Here is a 19,485-nt window from a genome sequence, read left to right as displayed (position 1 = left end):
TCAACTCGCGGGAATTGCGGAACAATTCCGGGTCAAAAAACACAACTGAAGTGAGACAGGTATGAGTGGCGGGGAGACAGGGATTCGAACCCTGGGAACGCTCTCACGTTCAACGGTTTTCAAGACCGCCGCATTCGACCACTCTGCCACCTCCCCGCGTGAGGCTGGGTCTATGACGAGTTGAGCGCGGTGGCAAGCCATAAAGCGGGAAATCTTGCCGAAGCGAATGTAGCAGTCTTTCCATGGCCCGATGCCCGCGCTATGATCTGCGGGAAAGACCGCACAAGATTGGCAACAAGAACCAGCAATGACGCGGTGGGGCGCGGCCGGAATGGCCTTGTCAGGCAAGGGATTGAGAAAATGGAGCGAGCTACGGGCACACGCTTTGGGCCACAACGGCTGGCAATTTTGGTCGTGACCATGGCAGCATTGGCTGGATGCGAAGAAGGGCTACTTACAACAGAGGACCCGCCTGAGGATACGGCCGCCGAAGATGCGGACAACACAAACCGGTTCGAACTGTTCCCCGAGGCTGCCGCGACCAATCAGCGCGATGTTGAAGCCCCCGAGGTTTTTCAGGTCACCGAAGCAGGATTGTGGGACGGGCGGCCATCGCTGGGTGGTATCTGGGTGGCGCATCCCAATGTGACTCAACCCGAACGGGTGCTGATTAAGAATACAGCCAACAACAAATCGGTAACGGGTGCACTGTTCCGCCGTGAGCGGAATTTGCCGGGACCCGCGCTGCAGGTCTCGTCATCCGCTGCCGAGCAATTGGGAATGCTGGCTGGTGCTCCAACCAGGGTGCAGGTTGTCGCGTTGCGACGTGAGGCTATTGAAGAACCCCCTGCACCTGTCGCCGCGGAACCTGCCGAAGAGACAGATAGTGCAGAGAGTTCGGAAACAACCGACACCGCAGAAGCGTCAGAAACGGGCGCTGCTGAAAAGCCTCAAAAGCGGAAGTGGTGGCAGAAAAAGCCAAGCACCGAAGCAGCGACCGGAGCTGCGGTCGTTGCCGGGGCTGCCGTTGTTGCATCGTCGGATGAAGATGCGCCCAGTGCAGAAGCCCCGACCAATGCAGAAGCACCGACCAGTGAATTGGCCGCGAATGAGGCCCCAGCCCCAGAGAAACCGGCCAAACGCAAATGGTGGCAGAAAAAGCCAAGCGACGAGACTGCAGTCGCAGCAGCTGGCGCAGCAACCGCAGCGGCTGCCGAGACCGAATCCCCTTCGTCAGAAACACAGACGGCAGCATTGTCGGATCCCGAACTGACGGCACCGGCTGAAAAACCGGCCAAGCGCAAGTGGTGGCAAAAGAAAGACCCTAACGCAATCACCGAAACGCCTCTGGACCCGATTGCCGGAGCAGCAGCGGCCATCGAGGCCTCTGAACCAACGGCGGCGGCACCAGCGACGGCGAGTGCTGCGACGACAAGTGGGTTGGCAAAACCTTTTGTTCAGGCGGGCACATTCAGCGTAGAATCCAACGCCAAGAGCGCGGCGGACAAGATCCGGCGCAATGGCATGGCTGCCGAAGTCATGGAGCTGAAAAGCGAGGACAAGTCGGTCTGGCGCGTTTTGGTTGGACCCGTTGCAACCCGCGCGGAACGCCGAGCGATGTTGAACGATGTGAAAGACCTTGGGTTTACCGATGCTTTCACGGCAAAGAACTGATCAAACAGGAGGCCCATGATGCTTTCCGCTTTGCGATCCACCACACTGGCCCTCGGGTTGGCGCTGTTGGCACTGCCCGCCCATGCCTTCGACACCACCGCGCGTGCGGCTTATGTGATGGACCAGAAAACCGGCACTGTGCTGTTGTCTAAAGACGCCGATCAGCCTCTGCCTCCAGCGTCCATGTCGAAGCTCATGACGCTTTATGTGGCGTTTGAAGCCTTGCGCGATGGCCGTTTGACGCTGGACGAAACTTTGCCCGTCTCGGAACATGCAATGAGCTATGGCGGCTCGACCATGTTCCTGAACACGCAGGATCGTGTCCGGGTCGAGGATCTTTTGCGCGGGATCATCGTGCTTTCGGGCAATGACGCCTGTGTCGTGATCGCCGAAGCGCTCAGCCCCGACGGAAGCGAAGCCGGATTCGCCCGTTTCATGACTCAGCGGGCGCAGCAGATGGGCATGAACAACTCGAACTTTGCCAATTCCAACGGCTGGCCTGCTGCTGGGCACATGATGTCAGTGCACGATCTGGCAGTTCTGGCCGACCGGCTGATCACCGATTTCCCCGAGTACTATCCGCTGTTTGCCGAAGAAGAGTTCGAATTCGATGGCCGAGCGCCCTCGAACGCGCGAAACCGCAATCCGCTGCTGAAGCTTGATATCGGGGCCGATGGCCTCAAGACTGGCCATACCCAAGAGGCAGGATATGGTTTGGTCGGTTCTGCCAAACAAGGCGACCGACGGGTTGTCTTTGTACTTTCAGGGCTCGACAGCACTGCCAAGCGCGCAGAGGAGGCTGAGGCCGTGGTTAACTGGTCGTTTCGAAATTTTGTCGAGAGGACAGTTGCCAAATCAGAAGAACCGGTAGCCCAGGCCAAGCTTTGGATGGGGGCGGAAAAGACTGTGGGATTGGTGCCCGAGGGTGATCTGACCCTGCTGTTCCCCGTTTTGGGCGACAAGGACATCAAGGCCGAGGTTGTCTATGACGGCCCTATCAACGCACCGGTCAGCAAAGGCCAGCAATTGGCCGAGTTGGTGATCCAACCCGAAGGATTGCCCGAAATCCGCCGCCCGCTGGTGGCGGAAAAGGATGTTCCCTTGGGCGGGTTTGTCGTACGTATGTTGACCGTGGGTGGCATCGTTCTGAAAGAAGTGATCAACACCCCGCTGGAGCAAATGTGACAGCGCGCGGAACGTTTCTGACCTTCGAAGGCATTGACGGATCAGGCAAGTCCACGCAGGCGCGCCTGCTGGCCGAGCACTTGCGGCGTCAAGGCCGCGACGTCGTTCTGACGCGCGAGCCCGGCGGATCGGACGGGGCAGAAGAAATTCGCAGCCTTGTGCTGCAGGGTGATCCGGACCGCTGGTCGGCCGAGACCGAGATCCTGCTGTTCACCGCTGCCCGGCGCGATCATCTTGAGCGCACGATTGAACCCGCGTTGGCAGAGGGCAAGGTTGTGATCTGCGATCGCTTTGCCGACAGTACCCGGATGTATCAAGGTCTGTCGCGCGGCGATCTGCGGGGTTTGGTGGATCAGTTGCACAGCTTGATGATCCGGCGAGAGCCAGATATGACCTTGCTGATCGATATGGACCCGGAAACAGGCCTGTTGCGCGCCAAAGGTCGTCAGGGCACCGAAGAACGGTTCGAAGATTTCGGTTTGGATCTTCAACAACAGATGCGGGCAGGTTTTCTGGGTCTGGCTCAAGAATTCTCTGACCGTTTCCACGTGGTCGACGGCAATCGGGACATGGACAGCGTTGCGCGGGATGTGACAGATATTGTCATGACGTCCCTGCAATTGAGCTGACATGAGCGACGATATCCAAACACCGGATCAGGCCCCTGGTGCCCCGCATCCGCGCGAAACTCTCAAGCTGTTCGGACAGGATGCGGCCCAAGAGGCGTTTTTAACCGCGTATAACTCGGACCGGCTGCACCACGGCTGGTTGCTAACGGGGCCGCGCGGCGTGGGCAAGGCTACCCTTGCCTGGCGCATTGCACAGTTTTTGTTGGCCACACCTCCGGCAAATGAAGGCGGGTTGTTTGGTGCCCCTCCTGCGCCTGAGACGTTGGACATCGACCCGGACCACCCCGTCGCTCACCGAATCCAGGCGGGGGCCGAGCCCGGCCTTGCCGCAATCACCCGGTCCGTCAACGATCAGGGACGGCTGCGCAACGAAATTGTTGTCGATGACATCCGCAAACTGGGCAAGTTCTTCGGCCTGTCCTCTGCCGATGGTGGTCGCCGGGTTGTTATCGTCGATTCAGCGGATGAAATGAATGTCAGCGCCGCCAATGCGCTGCTGAAAATGCTCGAAGAACCCCCAGCGCGCACGACGCTGCTGCTGGTTTCACACCAACCTTCGCGCCTGCTGCCGACCATCCGTTCGCGTTGCCGCACGCTGCGGCTTTCACCCCTTGGCGCAGATGACATGCAGGCCGCGCTAGCGCAGACCGGCACAGAAATCCCTAGTCGGGCCGAGCATTTGGCAGCCCTCGCCGCCGGTTCAGTGGGTGATGCCGTCCGCTTGATCAATCTCGGCGGGCTAGAGCTTTATGCCGAGCTGATTGCAATTCTGGGCTCCCTTCCCCGGCTCGACCGCCAGCGCGCCCTGAAACTGGCAGAAGCGGCAGCTCAGCGGGGGGCTGCCGAACGGTTTGATCTGCTGCTTTCACTGATCGACGTTGCGCTCTCGCGTTTGGCGCTGACAGGTGCAAAAGGTGCCGCCTCCATACCCGAGGCCGCCCCGAACGAGGCTGAAACTCTGTCGCGCCTCTCTAACTCGCAGCACAAGGCCCGCCAATGGGCGGAGGTCGCCGCGCTCATCACGGCGCGCGCACGACACGGGCAGGCGGTGAACCTTGACCCTGCCTCGCTTGTCCTAGATACGGTGTTCAAGATACAGGAAACCGCCGGTCACAGCTGATGAGCCTCACCCCCGAAATTACCGACAGCCACTGCCATCTGGATTTCCCTGATTTCGACGGTCAGTTGGATGAAATCGTAGCACGCGCTGCCGAGGCTGGCGTGACCCGCATGGTGACCATCTGCACCCGGCTGCGCAACGAACCCGCTGTGCGCGCCATCGCCGAGGCTCACGCCCCAGTCTTCTACGCTGCAGGCACCCACCCGATGAGCGCCGCTGATGAGCCGATGGCCACGGTCGATGAGCTGGTCGCATTGGCTAAGCATCCCAAGTTCGTGGGCATTGGGGAAAGCGGGCTTGATTATCACTACACGGCCGAGTCGGCAGATGTTCAGAAACAATCGCTGCGCATCCATATCGAGGCCGCCCAGCGCACTGGCCTGCCATTGATCATCCACGCGCGCGCTGCTGATGACGACATGGCCCGCATTCTGACCGAAGAGCATCGTAATACGCCCTATTCCTGTGTCATGCATTGCTTTTCTTCGTCGGCAGAACTGGCCCGGGCCGCGCTTGATCTGGGCTTTTACCTGTCCATGTCCGGCATCGCGGCCTTCCCAAGAAGCCAGGAACTGCGCGATATCTTCGCTTCGGCCCCTGTTGATCGAATTCTGGTCGAAACCGATGCGCCCTATCTTGCCCCCCCACCATATCGCGGTAAACGGAATGAGCCCGCCTATACCGCACACACCGCCCGTAAAGGGGCTGAAGTCTTCGGATTGGATTACGCAGATTTCGCCGCAAAAACGCAGGCCAATTTTGATCGGCTCTTCACTAAAGCCGCCACATACAAGGCGGCTGCATGAGCGAGCTGCGCCTGACAATTCTGGGCTGCGGGTCATCCGGTGGCGTCCCCCGTCTCGGGGGGCATTGGGGCGATTGTGATCCGGAAAACCCGAAAAACCAGCGGCGGCGATGCTCGTTACTGGTCGAACGGGACGGGCCGGATGGGACTACGTCGGTTCTGATCGACACCTCACCGGATATGCGTAGCCAATTGCTGGACACCGGGACTGGGCGATTGGATGGTGTCGTCTATACGCATTCCCACGCGGACCACATGAATGGGATCGACGATCTGCGGATGATCGTTTTCAATATGAAAACCCGCGTCCCCGTCTGGGCCGATGGTGACACGCAGAACGATCTGCTCAGCCGGTTTGGCTATGCCTTCGTTCAGCCCGAGGGATCGCCCTATCCGCCCATACTCGACCTCAAGACAATCAATGGGCCGTTCGAAATTCCCGGCCCAGGCGGCACGATCCCACTTCGGCCATTTCGCGTGAACCACGGATCGATTGATGCGCTTGGCTTCAGAATGGGAAACATCGTCTATCTGCCTGATGTAGCAGAGCTTTATGATGAGAGCATGACTGAACTGGCGAATCTGGACTGCCTGATTATTGACGCTCTGCGTCGTTCCCCGCATCCAACCCATGCCCATCTGGAAAAGACGCTGGAGTGGATCGACCAATTGAAACCAAAACGCGCCGTTTTGACCAACATGCATATCGATCTGGATTATGCGACGGTCGATGCGGAAACACCGGATCATATCACGCCTGCCTATGATGGCATGGTGATCCGGCACGCCCTGTAAGGCATGCTGCTGCACGCGCTTACGATACCCCGTATGGCGCCGCCATGTTACAAAGCCTGATTGATGTCATCCTGCCGGTGTTTCTGGTCATCGGTGCCGGATACACGGCGACGAGGTTCGGCTATTTTCGCGAAACCCATATCGATGGGTTAATGAGTTTCACGCAGAACTTTGCCATTCCCTGCCTACTGTTTCTCGCCATTGCCAATCTCGATCTCGGCACCAGCTTCGATCCTCGGCTTTTGGTCAGTTTCTATTCAGCAGCTGGTCTGTGTTTTGTCGCTGGTATGATCGGTGCGCGCCTGATCTTCGGACGAGCGTGGGAGGATTCGGTTGCTATTGGATTTTGCTGTCTGTTTTCAAACTCGGTCCTCTTGGGGTTGCCTATTACCGAGCGCGCCTATGGGGTCGAAAATTTAGTTGGCAACTTCACAATCATCGCGTTCCACTCACCCTTTTGCTATTGCCTCGGCATCACGGTGATGGAGGTGCTTCGAAACCGCGGCAACGGCGGAGTGCTGATGTTGAAATCCGTGCTGTCGGCCATGTTCAAGAATGCACTCATTCTTGGGATCTCGTTGGGGTTTGTCGTAAACCTCACTGGACTGGCCATACCCGGAGTTGTAGACGAAGCCTTGAACCTGATCACCCGCGCGGCCTTGCCCGGTGCCCTGTTCGCGCTGGGGGGCGTGCTGGTTAAGTACCGACCCGAGGGCGATCTGCGTACCATTATTTTCGTCTGCTGTATCTCATTGATGCTGCACCCGAGCCTGGTTTGGTTCTTCGGGTCAACTCTGGCGCTGCCGCAAGACCTGTTCCGCTCGGGCGTTCTTACCGCAGCGATGGCGCCGGGGATCAATAGCTACATCTTCGCGAACATGTACGGACATGCCAAACGTGTGGCCGCGTCGTCGGTTCTGATCGGAACAACCGCGTCAATATTGACGGTCTGGTTGTGGCTGACTCTACTGGGATGACGAAATTGCCAACACCGCATTGACTCTGCCCACCAGCAATACATCTATCGCAGAACCTATCCGGAGCCCTGCATGACACACGCCGTTATCGTCGCCCATGGCCAACCCTCGGACCCTGCACCTGCAGAAGCTGCGCTAGCAGCCTTTGCGCGAGAGGTAGATGAGTTATGTCAACGGGTTTCGGTATCGTCGGCCACATTGGCAGCCCCGCAGGCGTTGGAAAATTGCCTTGATGGATTGACCAGCGACACGGTTATCTACCCCTTATTCATGGCGCGCGGCTGGTTTGTCACCAGCGCTCTGCCAAAGCGGATTGGCCAGCGTTCTGTCACGATTCTGGACCCCATGGGTATCGATCCCGAACTGCCTGCCCTGATTACAGCGGCCATACATCAGGAACTGACGAACAGGGTTTGGAGCGCGGCGGACACAGATCTTGTGATCGCTGCACATGGCTCGGGCCGCAGCGCCAATCCGGCCATTGTCGCAAAGGGTTTCGCCGAGAATCTGGGTCGGCTTATCGCGTTCAATAGCATTCGCACCGGGTTCGTTGAGCAAACCCCATCAATTGCGGACGCCGCCACCGGGTGCGGTGGCAAGGCGCTGTGCCTGCCGTTTTTTGCCTGCACCGGAGGCCATGTTTTGGAAGATGTACCCGAGGAACTTGCCCGCGCCAGCTTTCACGGACACGTAATGCCCGTGATTTCAGAGCTTCCTCAGGTCAAGCGACACATCGCGGCGATGTTGGATACACTGTAGCGAAGCAAAGGGGGGCCACCTGCGTCAACCGGAATGCTGCGCATCCGATAGCTCGCAATAGAAACGGTGGCAGGATCGCCCGCTTCGTTTCGCTGCGTATAAAGCCAGATCGGCGGCATGAAGAATATCTTCGGCCTTGGGCACTTCGAATTGTGTCGAGAGTGCTGTACCAATACTTGCCGATATTCGGCAGGTTGCCCCATCGAACTGCATCGGCTTGCACAGGCGTGAAATCAGGCGCCCTGCAATACCATCAAGCTTTGTACGATCGTTCATGCCCTTAAAAATCAAGACAAACTCATCACCCCCGACTCGGGCAACCGTGTCGTCGCTGCGTGTGACGTCCAGCATGATCTTTGCAGCTTGCTGCAGAACATAGTCCCCTGCAGCATGCCCCAATCGATCATTGACTGATTTGAAGAAATCCAGATCCAGATGCATCATTGCAAAACTCGATTTCGCCGAAATCAAATGCCCTAGAATATGATCCATCGCACGTCGATTTTTCAGCCCGGTCAACGTATCCGTGTAGGCTTGTTCTTCTGCCGCCAGCATCGCACCTTGCAGACGCAAGTTCAGCGAGCGTGACGCTTCCATCGCGGCAGAATTTGCCTCGACCAGATACAACAATTCTATGGCCAGATCAGTGCCCGGGAAATCGGTGCTGGTCAGAGCATAGTCGCGTACCGCATCCAGTATCGAAATTCCAAACGACAGGTTGATGACCGCCCCGCTTCCGCCAGGAAACGGCGCGATCAGACCTTTGAACGCCGTCTGCGGCTGGTCTTGAAACCTGAGATGCAATTTTCGGTCCGGCACCGTCATCAGCGCAGCAATTGTCTTGATGGATCGGGGGCGCACCAGTTCAAAGATATCCAGAAAATCTTGGCCCGCCATCGGTTGATCCGGGCGCAGTTTCTGCAGGGTTGGTCCAACCTGCTCGACCCGACCCTTGCCATCAACAAGAACGAACATCGGGCACAAGGTGTCCAGCAACTGTCCAAGCTCCGCGGTCTTGATCATGATTTACGTGCCCCGAGATCAAAGTGACGCCCTTCGGCAAACGCGCTTTCGATCAATGTGATCGAAATCACCTCGGCCCCGCTTTGGTGACCTTCATTGGATAGGATCACCAGCGCGCCGTAGTCATCCGCCATGGCGCGCAGCACACCGGTCATGACGCTGGAATATCCCGGCAAATCAGCAGAGCAGTGCAAGTGATATTCTCCGGGTGAATGTTCCTGCAATTCCAAATCAGGCAACCTCAGATCCGACACGGCAAGGCGGACACGATCCGACAGGTCATCAAGCGAATGCAAAAATTCCAAATAGGTTACCCCGCCAAAACGCAATAACCTGCGTAGATCTTCCATGTTCGAGTGTGAGACCAGATAAGTGCCCAAATCCTCAAGAAATTCGGATTTTGGGCGGTTCAAGTCAGCGCACAAAGCGTCGAGCACTCGGGTCGATATCTCCGTGTCATAGATCAACATCGCCTCGAACTCGTCAAATCCCAGCCCGGCCGTATGAGTCGCGCGCAACCAGCATTGACGCCCGTAGGTGGCGCAGACAAAGGATTGGATCGCCCTGTTGATCAGCCCGTGCATGTGTCGCCTCAGATTGAAAGACACTCTCAAGTGATCGCAGAAAGCTTAACAAACACCCAAAATCCGATACGGGATTATGAGAATCCGATCTAATCCCAAACTGAAGGGCGGATTGGGCAGCGATCAGAAATCGGTCGGCGCACCGCCTTCGGCCTTGCGGCGCTCAACAAACTCGGCCAGCTCCTCGCGGATCGCCTCATCCATCTTCGGGGCTTCGAAATTGTTCACGATCTCCTTGAACATCCGATGGGCACGTTCCGCAGTCCAGATACCACCAGCTGCTTCCCAGGCTTCGAAGTTTTTCCAGTCACTCAGGAACGGCTGATAAAATGCGGTGGTATAGCGATCTTGCGTATGTTGGATGCCAAAGAAATGCCCGTCGTTTCCAACAGACCGGATCGCTTCAAGGGCGATGTCATCCGGGCCCGTCGCTGTCAGTTCCGGTTGCATATACCTCTGAATCTGCTGAAGGATTTCGCAATCCATGATAAATTTCTCGGGGCTTGCGATAAGGCCTCCTTCCAGCCAGCCTGCCGCATGATATACCATGTTGGTGCCTGACTGTACCGCCGCCCAAAGGGAATTCGAGGTTTCCCAAACCGACTGCCCATCAGGCACATTTGCCGCGCAAACGCCCGAGGACCGCATAGGCAAGCCATAATACCGTGCCATCTGCCCAGTCATCTGGGTCGAGCGCATGTATTCCGGTGTCCCGAATGCAGGCGCACCGGATTTCATATCGACATTCGAAGTAAAGGTCCCGATCACGCATGGAATACCCGGGCGAACGTACTGAAACAACGCAATCGCGCACAGCGCTTCGGCAAGCGATTGTGCCACTGCGCCAGCCATCGTCACGGGGGCCATCGCCCCGGCCAGAGTGAAAGGCGTCACGACAATTGCCTGCCCACGCCGCGCAAGCCGCAGGCAGCCATCGATCATTGGATGGTCGTGTTTCAACGGTGAGGTCGAGTTGATGTTAGTGTACATCCGGGGCGTGGCCTCGAATTCCTCGTGGCTCAGGCCACCCGCGATACGCACCATCTCCATCACGTCTTCGACGCGCTCTTTCCCCAGCGAATAGGCATGCATTGCCTTATCAGTCAGGGTCAGCTTGTCATAAAGCACATCAAGGTGCCGTATGCTGGCGTGGATATCGACCGGCTCAACCGGATATCCACCTGCAAAGTGGATACAGTTGAAGTATTGCGTCAGCTTCAGCAGGTCCTGACACATCCGCCGGGTGCCGGGCACTTTTTTTCCGATTTCCATGTCCCAATAATTTGGTGGGGATGAAACATTGCCGAACAGAATGGTCTTGCCACCAATCTCGATCTGATGCTCCGGGTTGCGCGGCGTGATGGTAAATTTGTTGGGCGCCTTGCTCACCATTTCCATCACGAAATCCCGGTCCATACGGACGTTGTCGCCGGAAATTGTACAGCCCGCCTTGCGCAGGATCCCGATGGCTTCTTGATTGTAGAACTCGATGCCGATCTCTTCGAGAATCCGCATGGCACCTTCGTGAACCGCTTCGATTCCCTCGGGTCCCAACGGCTCGATTGGCTTGTCGATGTTTGTGGGCGGGTTCCAGGGCATCTGCTCGATCACCGCCGCGCCGCGCCTCGCGGCTGCGCCCGCGCGTCCACCACCGCGACGTTTGCGTGTCTTGCTCTCAGCCATCACCATCCTCCGCGCTTTCACTCCCATGAAAGCCCCGAAGACTCAGCATCGCCGTTCTGTCTGCGACAAGAGTTGTCGGTTTTATTATCCAACCCGGCGATTTGGAACCGAGGTTATTCGGTTTTCGACAACCAGCCGGGAATGTGCCCGATGTTGGGCAAGACGACATCCGCCAGCGGTTCGAGTGTTTTGGCCGTCGCCATGCCGGTCAGAACCCCGATGGTGACCATCCCTGCGGCGCGTCCCGCCTCTAGATCGTGAAGACTGTCACCAACCATCACAACACGAGATGGCGCGACCTCGACATGCTGAGCAAAGGCCAATAGCTGCCCCGGACCTGGCTTGTAACCATGTCCGCTGTCATATCCGGCTACAAAATCAAAATGGTCTCGCACACCAACGGACTGCAGGTGCTGCAGGGCCGGCATTTCAGCATCGTTCGTCGCAACGCCCAGTTTCAGCCCGGCGCGACGCAGCTCGGCAAGGAATGGTGCCAAGGGAACGGCTTGGATCTGCTCTGCGTTCGCTGACGCCCGGTTGAGTGTTTCGATCAGGTGCCCCAGAGATACCTCAGGCAAATGCGGTGTAAGGGCTGCAGCAACTTCATCGACCGTTCCGGCGATGACTACGCTATTCGGGTCGTAGCTCTCTTGTTCAAAATCAAATCCGATGGCCTTCCCCAACTCGGTCGCGCGCTGCACATCTCCATCAGAGAGCTGCAGCATCGCGATACGCCCGAACGCACCCCAAGTGGCTGCAAAATCAAAAAGAGTACCGTCCTTGTCGAACACGAGGGCGTCGATTGCCATGAAACAAATTTCCTTTGGGTTAGGTCCAGTGCATATCCGAAATTCCGGACAACGCGGCACGGGCTTGACCCGGCTCTTCGTAGGGCACGGAATTGGCGTCACAAAAAGCGATCACCCATGAATCGTCAAGCAGCAGAAAGTCCAACACAGACCCAAGAAATTCAGCCTCACCCGCACGGTCGCGCAAATCTTGTTCCGAGGCACCTGTCGCCCCCAGGAAAACGGGCAGCAACTCATCATTTCCCACCAGCCAGCCCAGCACATTCAGGGCCAGAGTTTCAGCGGAATTGGCGGAGATCGGCATAAACTGGCCTCGGACACTGTGTTGGAAAGGGTTTGTTAACCAGACTCATAAACACTTTAGCAACGCATGCAATCAAACGGTGAATGGCTATGTCTGTACAAGGCACCATACTCGTCCTCGACGGTGTTTCGACGAATCGTATAATGCTCAAGGTTCAGTTGACGGCCGCCTGGTACCATGTCGTGCAGGGTGAGAAACTGGCCGGGCTTGGTGCATTGCTGCGGCGGACACGGCCTGATCTGGTTCTTACAGCGCAAACTCTGCCCGACGGAAGCGCTGCGGATGTTAAGAAAGTGATGGCGGCAGATCCTGCTCTGATCGATGTGCCGATTGTTGCGATTGCACCGCAAAACGACAAATCAGCGCGTTTGAAGGCACTGTCGGACGGGCTGGATGATGTGCTTGGCTATCCGTTCAAGGATACACTTCTATTGGCCCGCGTACGCAGCTTGTTACGTACGCGCGCCGAACGGCAGGAATTAAACATTGAAGGTTCGGCCCAAACCATTGGCTTTGGCGAGGCGCCACAGGTGCTGATCGCCCCGCCATCGACGGCAGAGATCGCGATCCTGACGCAAACAGTTCGAACCAGCGCGTTGTGGAGTAATGCTCTGACCCATCAAACCCGGCATCGTGTGACCGGCCATACTCTGCCTGATCTCAAAGGCATCCTGTCCGGAACGATCCCGGACGCGATTATTGTTGAGCTTGCACCGAATAGCTCGGGGCGGAACCTACTGGCAGATCTTCGGTCGCGCGGTGCGACACGAAATACGGTGCTGATCGGTGTGTTGCCGGGTGATAATCCCGCACTTGCGGCCGAGGCGCTGGACCGAGGTGCTGATGCGGTCTGCATGGGCGGGTTTCAGACAGATGAGATATGCTTGCGGCTTGAAACTTTGATCGCCCGCAAGACCCGAGACGACAGATTGCGAGCGACATTGCGCAGGGATTTGGCCGAATCCCTGATCGATCCGCTGACGGGACTGTTCAATCGCCGCTATGCGATGCGCGCGCTGGACCAGATCGCGCATCAGGCCCCAGAAACGGAACACGGATTCGCCGTGATGCTGGCCGATCTGGACCACTTCAAGGCAATCAATGACCGTTACGGTCACGCCGCGGGGGATTTGGTTCTGACCGAAACCGCGAAAAGGCTGCGAGTCGTGATAGGAAAAACCGGTTTTGTCGCGCGTATCGGCGGCGAAGAGTTCATGATCGGGCTACCGAATACCTCAACCGACCAAGCGCTGAAGCAAGCGAAACAGATTTGTGAAACAATTTGCGAAAAACCTTTTCAGCTGCCGGATCGTCCGGCCCCAGTACCCGTAACGATCAGCGTGGGGGTGAAATTATGTACCCCGCCCGAACTCTCTCATCCAGGCGAAGCAGACCCGGTTGGTCGATTGATCAGCTCGGCGGACAAAGCACTTTATGCCGCCAAAAAAGCGGGCCGCAACCAGGTACAGATTCGGCAAAGCGCAGCGTGACTAGTCAGTCCCGTTTTTTGTGTTTGCGCGGGCCGCGTTTAACCACGTCCTCCAGCCGGTCCGCGTAAGCGGCACGTTGGTCATCATTCATGGCCGAGATCTGGGCCAGCCATTGCTGATGAAGCGCAGTCTGCAGATCAGCAGTTGCCTTCGACTGCTGTGCCAAAAGACTCGCAACCGCTGCGGGATCGAAAGGCACGGCCCTAAGCACTTGACTAAGAGCAGTAAAATCCTGCTTGCGCCGATGTGATCCTTTTCCGCGCAGGTCCGACAACTCACCCCTCAGAGCCTTTCGATCCGACTTTGGCAGCGCATAATACAGCGCCGGGCCAAATCCCGGAGGCGCATCGGCATGAGCGCTTCCTTTAAAGCGCAATGCCGCACCCAAAATGACTCCGACAATCAGCAGATTCAAAGCAAGAGAGACAACCAGCAATATCGGCATCCATTTGCGTTTGGGTGCGGGATGATCGCTCATTCTGCGTCCTCCAGATAGTTTTCGTCTAAATTCAGATCGGCCATCAGATAGGTCGTCTCTTGTGAGATGAAATAATCAACTGGGTCCGGCAAGAAGGCCGGAGCGGAGAACCCGATCCAGACGCCAGCTGCGCTTGCGGCTACAAGACCGCTCAACCCTTGCCACCCCCCGATAACGCCTATCTTTTGCCGCCATGTCCGCCGCTGCGGTCTTGCAGTCCGGGCCAGACGTATGGCTTCGGCATCCGTTTCGATGCGAACCGCAAGATCGTCAGGAAACGTATCTCGCGCCGCACGCGCCCGTGCAAACAGATGGTCGAGTTCGTTATCTTGATCAGCCATGTTCGTACCCCAGTTCATCCCGACGCCCCGCCAGTATCGCGGTCAGAGATCGTTTGCCACGCGCGGTCAGGCTTTCAACCGCCTCGACCGAAATATCCATGATCCCCGCGATTTCGGGATTGGACAATTCTTCGATGTGCCGCAGAACCACAGCCTGCCGCTGCCGGTCCGGCAAATGCTCCAATGCAGCCTGCAACGCGTCCTTGCGGGCACTCTCCTGCATCTGGTCGACCACACTTGCAGTCTCATCTTCGGGTTCGGCCACATTGTCCAACGCTTGAGGCCGCTTTTTCCGGCGCAAGTCCACACATAGATTCAGTGTTACGCGATAGAGCCAGGTCGATAACTGCGCCTGCCCCGGCACCCAGTCAGGTGCCATCTTCCAAAGGCGCATCATCGCTTCTTGCGTCACGTCCTCTGCTTCTGCTGGGTTTCCCAGCATTCGCAAAGCCACGGAATAACTTCGCGGCCCCAACCGCCCGGTCAGCAGGCGGGCCGCCGTAGCATCGCCATCAGAAAACCGGCCCAGCAACTCTTCGTCGCTGGGCTCGGGCATGGCAGATGTTCCGCCATGCTCGATGTCGGGATAAGAGGTCAGATCCTCCATCCCGTATCAGTTGTTGTCGGTGTCCGACTTCTGATGCCGCTTGTGTTTCCGGCCCATTTTGTCTTTTGCATCCGCGTATTCCTGTTCTGAGATCGAACCGTTGCCGTCGGCATCGATGCGCTCGAACATCTTGGAGGCGCGGCGCGGTTTCGGCAATTCATCTTCGCTAAGGAAACCATCCGCATTTGCGTCGTGCTTTTCGAACATCTTGGTGACACGCTCGTTGGCCTTGGTCTGCGCCGCAGCCTGCATTTCTTCGACGCTCAGTTGGCCGTCGCCATCCGTATCGGCAACGGTGAATTTCTGGTTGCGATGTGTCTCGATCTCGGCCTGAGTCACCTGCCCGTCCCCGTCGGCATCCAGTTCCTGAAATGTCGCACGCGGGCCCTTGGCCAAAGCGGAAGTGCCGGTCACAGTAACTGCAGCTACGACGATTGCCGAAATGAAGCTTTTGGTTTTCATTACATAGTTCCCTGAATTTGGCGGCCATTTGCCGCTGTTGATACCTATTCAAACGCGGCTTGGGCGGGTTTCCGTCGCTTCCGGCAAAACTTTTTTTGGTTTATTTGAAACGCCAATAGAAAATGATACGCTAAGCAGCAGCGCCACAAAGCGACGCACCCCCCTTTTCCGTTGGGTCTGATCCTGCCTATATGCCTTCAGGAAAGATGCGCGAGATACATATGATTGACCAAACTATTGACAGTTCGCTCGAAGAAGACCGCCCAACAAAACCCGCATTGATCCGAGGGTTCCGTTGCAAATGCCCGAATTGCGGTGAGGGTGCGCTGTTGCACAGCTATCTCAAGGTGAATGACACCTGTTCGGAATGCGGGCAGGAATTGTTCCATCATCGCGCTGATGACGGCCCGGCCTACCTGACGATCCTGCTGGTGGGGCACCTTCTGGCACCCGCCCTTCATGTCTCTTACGTGCAGTGGCGTCCCGATCCATGGACCATGGCGATTGCATTCTCGATCGGCTGCGTCGCGCTGTCCTTGTTCCTTCTGCCCCGTCTCAAAGGGGCCGTGGTCGCCTATCAATGGGCGCGGCGGATGCACGGGTTTGGCAAGGCCGGATGACGGCGGATAAAACCGCAATCCGTGATGCTGCTACCGTAATCGTATTGCGTGATCGGTTCACAGACCCGTCGATCCTGATGGGCCAACGCGGTGCCAAGGCTGCGTTCATGCCGAACAAATTCGTATTCCCGGGCGGCGCGGTTGACGCTTCCGATGCAGGCATCCCGCTCAGTACGCCATTGCCCGATCTATGCACCGATCGCCTGTCACAACAATCAGCGCCAAACTTGCAGACCTCTCTGGCTGTCGCGGCGATCCGAGAGTTGTGGGAAGAAACCGGGCTTGTTCTGGGACAACAAGGGTATTGGCAAGGCGCGATCCCGGCCGATTGGCAAAGCTTTGCGGCGATGGGCTACCTGCCGTCTGCGGAAGCACTGCAATTTGTCTTTCGCGCAGTCACACCACCGGGGCGACCCCGCCGGTTCGACGCCAGGTTCTTTCTGGTCGATGCGGACGCGATTCAGGGGGATCTTGACGACTTCACCCATGCCTCGGACGAGCTATCGCATTTGCAATGGGTCAAGATCAGCCAAGCGCGGGAGTTCGACCTGCCCTTCATCACCGAAGTTGTTCTGGCCGAAGTCGCTGCCCGTGCAGAGGACCCGAACCCGCCTGAAACCGTTCCCTTCTTTCTCAACAACGAAGAGGCCAGCCTTTTCCTGCAGCTTCGGGGCTATCCGATGCCCTATGCAGATTAACGCATTCGGCTAACAACCACTGTTACCTCGGGTTTCTTGCCGATCTCGGCCTGCGCGGTCTGACGTGCGATCCGGCGCAACCCTTCTTCCAGTTTGTCGTCATCACGCAGCGTCTTTGCGCCCGCACGCATCAGGAACTGGTTCAGGTCCTCTTCCAGCACCTCAATCAGCCCCGCGCGGGATGATCCCATTTCGGGCAGGCCCATCGTATCGCACCACGGCTCACCCAGCGGTTCGTCTTCTTCGTCCAATATCACCGTGATGGTGATATGGCCGTTCAGCGCCATGCGAATCCGGTCGCGCACTACGCCGTCCAAGGCGCCGATTTTGACTGTACCATCCAGATAGGTCCGGCCAGTCTCGATATAATCCGCCACTTTGGGCGCATTCCCAGTCAGATCCAGCATAGTGCCGTTAACAGCGAGAATCCCAGTGCGACCACCCGTTTCGGCCAGTTTGGCATGCTCACGCAAGTGGCGGTGTTCGCCATGCATCGGGATGACCATCTGCGGATCGATCAGAGCGTGAACCTTCTCAAGATCAGGCCGGTTGGCGTGACCCGAGACGTGATACAGACCAGAGCTGTCATCGACTACATCCACGCCCTTCTCACTGAGCTGGTTCATGATGCGGATCACGCCACGTTCATTGCCGGGAATAGTCTTGGACGAGAACAGAAACAGATCGCCCTCTTTCGCTTCTAGTCCGCGATACTTACCGCGCGCCAGTTGCGCGCTGGCTGCGCGGCGTTCGCCTTGGCTGCCAGTCACAATCAACATCAGGTTCGCGCGCGGCACGTCGACGGCCTCTTCGGCGCTGATAACCTTTGGAAAATCGGTCAGGATGCCGGTCTCGGTCGCCGCCTCGATCATACGCCGCATCGCACGACCCAGCAGAACGACCGAACGGCCGGCTTTCTGTCCCGCCTCTGCCAGCGTTTTCACGCGTGCCACGTTCGAGGCAAACGTGGTTGCGATGACCATGCCGCTGGCCTCTAGAACCAGACGGGTGATCTCGGGGCCGACTTCGGATTCCGAACGCCCGGGATGGCTTGAGAACACATTGGTACTGTCACAGACCAACGCTTTGACGCCGGGCTTTGCCACCTCGGCCCACAGATCGGGATCGAATGGTTCGCCCACGACCGGGTTGGAATCGAGCTTGAAATCCCCCGTATGCACCACGCGTCCGGCAGGCGAGTCGATAACGAGCCCTGCACTTTCAGGGATGGAATGCGAAACCGGCAGGAAACCAACGGTAAACGGGCCAGCCTTGATCTGTTCGGGCCATGGAGACGCAGTTTGCACCGCCTCGGTCGGGTGGCCGCGTTCTTCCATCTTGCGACGCGCGATATTGGCGGTAAAAGCGCGCGCGTAGACCGGCGCGCCTAAAGCCTCATAACAGTGGGCCACCGCCCCGACATGATCTTCGTGCGCGTGAGTGACAAAAACTGCTTCCAGCTGATCGGCGCGCTCTTTCAGCCAGGTGATGTCTGCAAAGATCAGATCCACGCCGGGCGAGGTGTCCATGTCCGGGAAGGCAACGCCAAGATCCACAAGGATCAACCGCTCTTGCCCCGGCTTACCGTAACCATAGACATAGGCATTCATGCCGATTTCGCCTGCACCGCCCAGCGGCAGATAGATCAGTCGTTCACTGCTCATGTTGAGCCATTTTCCTTGTTATAGCGATGTATCACGGTCAACCCGTGCATCGTCAGATCATCCTCGATAGCGTCAAAACCCACGTCAGCCTGGTCAAACAGAGGCGCCAGGCCCCCGGTACCGACGACTTTCATCGCCATTCCGTATTCAGCTTTCACGCGCGAGATCAGCCCTTCGATCAGGCCGGAATATCCCCAATACACGCCGGACTGGATACAGCCAACCGTGTTTGTTCCAATCACTTTTTCGGGCCTCGTGATGTCGATATGCGGCAACGCCGCGGCACCCTGATGCAGTGCCTCAAGGCTCAGGTTCACGCCAGGGGCGATGATACCACCGACGTAGGCGCCGTCGGCTGCGACTACGTCGAAATTCGTAGCCGTCCCAAAGTCAACCACAACCACATTGCCGCCATGGCGGTCGAACGCCGCCGCCGCGTTGGCCAACCGGTCCGGACCGGGCACGGTGCCTTCGTCCACGCGCGGATTGACCGGCAGCAGGCAATCTGGCTTGCCAACAACAATCGGCCGGCATCCAAAAAAGCGATCAGCAAAGACCCGCAGGTTGAACACCACGCGTGGCACGGTTGAGGCGATGATCACATCCGAGATATCAGCTTCGATACCGTAGTGTTTCACCAAGGTTGAATACCAAGTGAAATATGCGTCCGCTGTGCGGGCATGATGAGTTGAGGTGCGCAGGGTGCACAGAAACTTTTCGCCATCCCAGATCGAGAAAACGGTGTTGGTATTGCCGCAATCAATCGCCAGAAGCATCC

General features: G+C 57.6%; 22 protein-coding genes and 1 tRNA gene. 11 read left to right on the top strand and 12 right to left on the bottom strand.

Translation table 11 applies throughout. From position 1 onward, the window contains the following. Window positions 1-66: 66 nt before the first annotated feature. A tRNA-Ser gene (locus ACR0CZ_RS17690) sits at window positions 67-156 on the bottom strand. A 204-nt stretch (window positions 157-360) separates the two neighbouring features. On the opposite strand from ACR0CZ_RS17690, the gene ACR0CZ_RS17685 reads away from it, so the two are divergent. The 8 genes from ACR0CZ_RS17685 (at window position 361) to ACR0CZ_RS17650 (ending at window position 7,944) form a co-directional block, all read left to right on the top strand. Beyond that, window positions 361-1,674, top strand: coding sequence for an SPOR domain-containing protein (locus ACR0CZ_RS17685; protein ID WP_170396990.1), 1,314 nt, complete (start codon window positions 361-363; stop codon window positions 1,672-1,674). Window positions 1,675-1,692: 18 nt separating this feature from the next. Then, window positions 1,693-2,859 (top strand): D-alanyl-D-alanine carboxypeptidase family protein, encoded by a 1,167-nt coding sequence (locus tag ACR0CZ_RS17680; protein WP_170396992.1) that lies wholly within the window; start codon window positions 1,693-1,695, stop codon window positions 2,857-2,859. After that, window positions 2,856-3,488, top strand: coding sequence for a dTMP kinase (gene tmk, locus ACR0CZ_RS17675; RefSeq protein WP_170396994.1), 633 nt, complete (start codon window positions 2,856-2,858; stop codon window positions 3,486-3,488). The genes ACR0CZ_RS17680 and tmk overlap by 4 nt, the downstream gene beginning before the upstream one ends. Window position 3,489: 1 nt before the next feature. Next, a complete protein-coding gene (locus ACR0CZ_RS17670) occupies window positions 3,490-4,608 on the top strand; it encodes a DNA polymerase III subunit delta' (RefSeq protein ID WP_170396996.1) in 1,119 nt (372 codons plus the stop codon). Further along, entirely contained in the window at window positions 4,608-5,414 is an 807-nt protein-coding gene (locus tag ACR0CZ_RS17665) for a TatD family hydrolase (RefSeq protein WP_170396997.1), read from the top strand. The genes ACR0CZ_RS17670 and ACR0CZ_RS17665 overlap by 1 nt, the downstream gene beginning before the upstream one ends. Beyond that, window positions 5,411-6,208, top strand: coding sequence for an MBL fold metallo-hydrolase (locus ACR0CZ_RS17660; protein WP_170396999.1), 798 nt, complete (start codon window positions 5,411-5,413; stop codon window positions 6,206-6,208). The genes ACR0CZ_RS17665 and ACR0CZ_RS17660 overlap by 4 nt, the downstream gene beginning before the upstream one ends. A gap of 44 nt (window positions 6,209-6,252) precedes the next feature. After that, entirely contained in the window at window positions 6,253-7,185 is a 933-nt protein-coding gene (locus ACR0CZ_RS17655) for an AEC family transporter (RefSeq protein WP_170397001.1), read from the top strand. Between the two features lie 72 nt (window positions 7,186-7,257). After that, on the top strand, window positions 7,258-7,944 hold the full coding sequence (locus tag ACR0CZ_RS17650) for a CbiX/SirB N-terminal domain-containing protein (protein ID WP_170465970.1): 687 nt from the start codon (window positions 7,258-7,260) through the stop codon (window positions 7,942-7,944). Window positions 7,945-7,968: 24 nt separating this feature from the next. Here ACR0CZ_RS17650 and ACR0CZ_RS17645 read toward each other — a convergent pair whose 3' ends face one another. From ACR0CZ_RS17645 to ACR0CZ_RS17625, 5 genes are all read right to left on the bottom strand, one after another. Then, complete coding sequence (locus tag ACR0CZ_RS17645) at window positions 7,969-8,967, bottom strand: diguanylate cyclase domain-containing protein (RefSeq protein WP_480537200.1); 999 nt, start codon at window positions 8,965-8,967, stop codon at window positions 7,969-7,971. After that, entirely contained in the window at window positions 8,964-9,551 is a 588-nt protein-coding gene (locus tag ACR0CZ_RS17640) for a heme NO-binding domain-containing protein (protein WP_170397007.1), read from the bottom strand. Before ACR0CZ_RS17640 ends, ACR0CZ_RS17645 begins: the two co-directional genes overlap by 4 nt. A gap of 123 nt (window positions 9,552-9,674) precedes the next feature. Then, window positions 9,675-11,234 (bottom strand): trimethylamine methyltransferase family protein, encoded by a 1,560-nt coding sequence (locus ACR0CZ_RS17635; protein WP_170397009.1) that lies wholly within the window; start codon window positions 11,232-11,234, stop codon window positions 9,675-9,677. A 113-nt stretch (window positions 11,235-11,347) separates the two neighbouring features. Next, window positions 11,348-12,043: an HAD family hydrolase gene (locus ACR0CZ_RS17630; protein WP_170397011.1), complete on the bottom strand. Its 696-nt coding sequence runs from the start codon at window positions 12,041-12,043 to the stop codon at window positions 11,348-11,350. 19 nt (window positions 12,044-12,062) lie between these two features. Next, window positions 12,063-12,347: a DUF3572 domain-containing protein gene (locus ACR0CZ_RS17625; protein ID WP_170397013.1), complete on the bottom strand. Its 285-nt coding sequence runs from the start codon at window positions 12,345-12,347 to the stop codon at window positions 12,063-12,065. 83 nt (window positions 12,348-12,430) lie between these two features. Here ACR0CZ_RS17625 and ACR0CZ_RS17620 point away from each other — a divergent pair, with 83 nt between their 5' ends. Next, window positions 12,431-13,837, top strand: a complete 1,407-nt coding sequence (locus ACR0CZ_RS17620; RefSeq protein WP_480537201.1) for a diguanylate cyclase — start codon at window positions 12,431-12,433, stop codon at window positions 13,835-13,837. Window positions 13,838-13,841: 4 nt separating this feature from the next. On the opposite strand, the gene ACR0CZ_RS17615 is transcribed toward ACR0CZ_RS17620, so the two are convergent. The 4 genes from ACR0CZ_RS17615 to ACR0CZ_RS17600 are packed head-to-tail and all read right to left on the bottom strand — an operon-like array spanning window position 13,842 to window position 15,725. Further along, on the bottom strand, window positions 13,842-14,315 hold the full coding sequence (locus tag ACR0CZ_RS17615; protein ID WP_170397015.1) for a periplasmic heavy metal sensor: 474 nt from the start codon (window positions 14,313-14,315) through the stop codon (window positions 13,842-13,844). Then, window positions 14,312-14,656, bottom strand: a complete 345-nt coding sequence (locus ACR0CZ_RS17610; RefSeq protein WP_170397018.1) for a hypothetical protein — start codon at window positions 14,654-14,656, stop codon at window positions 14,312-14,314. The genes ACR0CZ_RS17615 and ACR0CZ_RS17610 overlap by 4 nt, the downstream gene beginning before the upstream one ends. Further along, entirely contained in the window at window positions 14,649-15,263 is a 615-nt protein-coding gene (locus tag ACR0CZ_RS17605; RefSeq protein WP_170397020.1) for an RNA polymerase sigma factor, read from the bottom strand. The genes ACR0CZ_RS17610 and ACR0CZ_RS17605 overlap by 8 nt, the downstream gene beginning before the upstream one ends. Before the next feature lie 6 nt (window positions 15,264-15,269). Next, window positions 15,270-15,725, bottom strand: coding sequence for an EF-hand domain-containing protein (locus tag ACR0CZ_RS17600; RefSeq protein ID WP_170397022.1), 456 nt, complete (start codon window positions 15,723-15,725; stop codon window positions 15,270-15,272). Window positions 15,726-15,946: 221 nt separating this feature from the next. Between ACR0CZ_RS17600 and ACR0CZ_RS17595 the strand changes: the two genes are divergently transcribed. Together ACR0CZ_RS17595 and ACR0CZ_RS17590 are read left to right on the top strand one after the other, a co-directional pair. Then, on the top strand, window positions 15,947-16,345 hold the full coding sequence (locus ACR0CZ_RS17595) for a DUF983 domain-containing protein (protein ID WP_170397024.1): 399 nt from the start codon (window positions 15,947-15,949) through the stop codon (window positions 16,343-16,345). After that, window positions 16,342-17,043: an NUDIX hydrolase gene (locus ACR0CZ_RS17590; RefSeq protein WP_480537202.1), complete on the top strand. Its 702-nt coding sequence runs from the start codon at window positions 16,342-16,344 to the stop codon at window positions 17,041-17,043. The genes ACR0CZ_RS17595 and ACR0CZ_RS17590 overlap by 4 nt, the downstream gene beginning before the upstream one ends. Here the strand turns inward: ACR0CZ_RS17590 and ACR0CZ_RS17585 are convergent. Both ACR0CZ_RS17585 and ACR0CZ_RS17580 read right to left on the bottom strand, forming a co-directional pair. Beyond that, window positions 17,040-18,707, bottom strand: a complete 1,668-nt coding sequence (locus ACR0CZ_RS17585) for a ribonuclease J (RefSeq protein WP_170397026.1) — start codon at window positions 18,705-18,707, stop codon at window positions 17,040-17,042. The genes ACR0CZ_RS17590 and ACR0CZ_RS17585 overlap by 4 nt on opposite strands. Further along, entirely contained in the window at window positions 18,704-19,483 is a 780-nt protein-coding gene (locus ACR0CZ_RS17580; protein WP_170397028.1) for a type III pantothenate kinase, read from the bottom strand. Before ACR0CZ_RS17580 ends, ACR0CZ_RS17585 begins: the two co-directional genes overlap by 4 nt. Between the last annotated feature and the right edge of the window lie 2 nt (window positions 19,484-19,485).

The sequence above is a fragment of the Ruegeria sp. H9 genome, assembly GCF_056532915.1.
Note: the sequence above shows the minus strand (reverse complement) of the source record. Positions and strands in the feature narration are given on the sequence as shown.

What these genes read in the sequence shown, in the direction of transcription:
- ACR0CZ_RS17645 (WP_480537200.1), bottom strand. Translation starts at nt 8,967, where the DNA reads ATGATCAAGACCGCGGAGCTTGGACAGTTGCTGGACACCTTGTGCCCG.
- ACR0CZ_RS17640 (WP_170397007.1), bottom strand. Translation starts at nt 9,551, where the DNA reads ATGCACGGGCTGATCAACAGGGCGATCCAATCCTTTGTCTGCGCCACC.
- ACR0CZ_RS17590 (WP_480537202.1), top strand. Translation starts at nt 16,342, where the DNA reads ATGACGGCGGATAAAACCGCAATCCGTGATGCTGCTACCGTAATCGTA.
- ACR0CZ_RS17660 (WP_170396999.1), top strand. Translation starts at nt 5,411, where the DNA reads ATGAGCGAGCTGCGCCTGACAATTCTGGGCTGCGGGTCATCCGGTGGC.
- ACR0CZ_RS17635 (WP_170397009.1), bottom strand. Translation starts at nt 11,234, where the DNA reads ATGGCTGAGAGCAAGACACGCAAACGTCGCGGTGGTGGACGCGCGGGC.
- ACR0CZ_RS17605 (WP_170397020.1), bottom strand. Translation starts at nt 15,263, where the DNA reads ATGGAGGATCTGACCTCTTATCCCGACATCGAGCATGGCGGAACATCT.
- ACR0CZ_RS17630 (WP_170397011.1), bottom strand. Translation starts at nt 12,043, where the DNA reads ATGGCAATCGACGCCCTCGTGTTCGACAAGGACGGTACTCTTTTTGAT.
- ACR0CZ_RS17625 (WP_170397013.1), bottom strand. Translation starts at nt 12,347, where the DNA reads ATGCCGATCTCCGCCAATTCCGCTGAAACTCTGGCCCTGAATGTGCTG.
- ACR0CZ_RS17595 (WP_170397024.1), top strand. Translation starts at nt 15,947, where the DNA reads ATGATTGACCAAACTATTGACAGTTCGCTCGAAGAAGACCGCCCAACA.
- ACR0CZ_RS17610 (WP_170397018.1), bottom strand. Translation starts at nt 14,656, where the DNA reads ATGGCTGATCAAGATAACGAACTCGACCATCTGTTTGCACGGGCGCGT.
- ACR0CZ_RS17685 (WP_170396990.1), top strand. Translation starts at nt 361, where the DNA reads ATGGAGCGAGCTACGGGCACACGCTTTGGGCCACAACGGCTGGCAATT.
- ACR0CZ_RS17650 (WP_170465970.1), top strand. Translation starts at nt 7,258, where the DNA reads ATGACACACGCCGTTATCGTCGCCCATGGCCAACCCTCGGACCCTGCA.
- ACR0CZ_RS17580 (WP_170397028.1), bottom strand. Translation starts at nt 19,483, where the DNA reads ATGCTTCTGGCGATTGATTGCGGCAATACCAACACCGTTTTCTCGATC.
- ACR0CZ_RS17600 (WP_170397022.1), bottom strand. Translation starts at nt 15,725, where the DNA reads ATGAAAACCAAAAGCTTCATTTCGGCAATCGTCGTAGCTGCAGTTACT.
- ACR0CZ_RS17680 (WP_170396992.1), top strand. Translation starts at nt 1,693, where the DNA reads ATGCTTTCCGCTTTGCGATCCACCACACTGGCCCTCGGGTTGGCGCTG.
- ACR0CZ_RS17585 (WP_170397026.1), bottom strand. Translation starts at nt 18,707, where the DNA reads ATGAGCAGTGAACGACTGATCTATCTGCCGCTGGGCGGTGCAGGCGAA.
- ACR0CZ_RS17620 (WP_480537201.1), top strand. Translation starts at nt 12,431, where the DNA reads ATGGCTATGTCTGTACAAGGCACCATACTCGTCCTCGACGGTGTTTCG.
- ACR0CZ_RS17615 (WP_170397015.1), bottom strand. Translation starts at nt 14,315, where the DNA reads ATGAGCGATCATCCCGCACCCAAACGCAAATGGATGCCGATATTGCTG.
- ACR0CZ_RS17655 (WP_170397001.1), top strand. Translation starts at nt 6,253, where the DNA reads ATGTTACAAAGCCTGATTGATGTCATCCTGCCGGTGTTTCTGGTCATC.
- ACR0CZ_RS17670 (WP_170396996.1), top strand. Translation starts at nt 3,490, where the DNA reads ATGAGCGACGATATCCAAACACCGGATCAGGCCCCTGGTGCCCCGCAT.
- ACR0CZ_RS17665 (WP_170396997.1), top strand. Translation starts at nt 4,608, where the DNA reads ATGAGCCTCACCCCCGAAATTACCGACAGCCACTGCCATCTGGATTTC.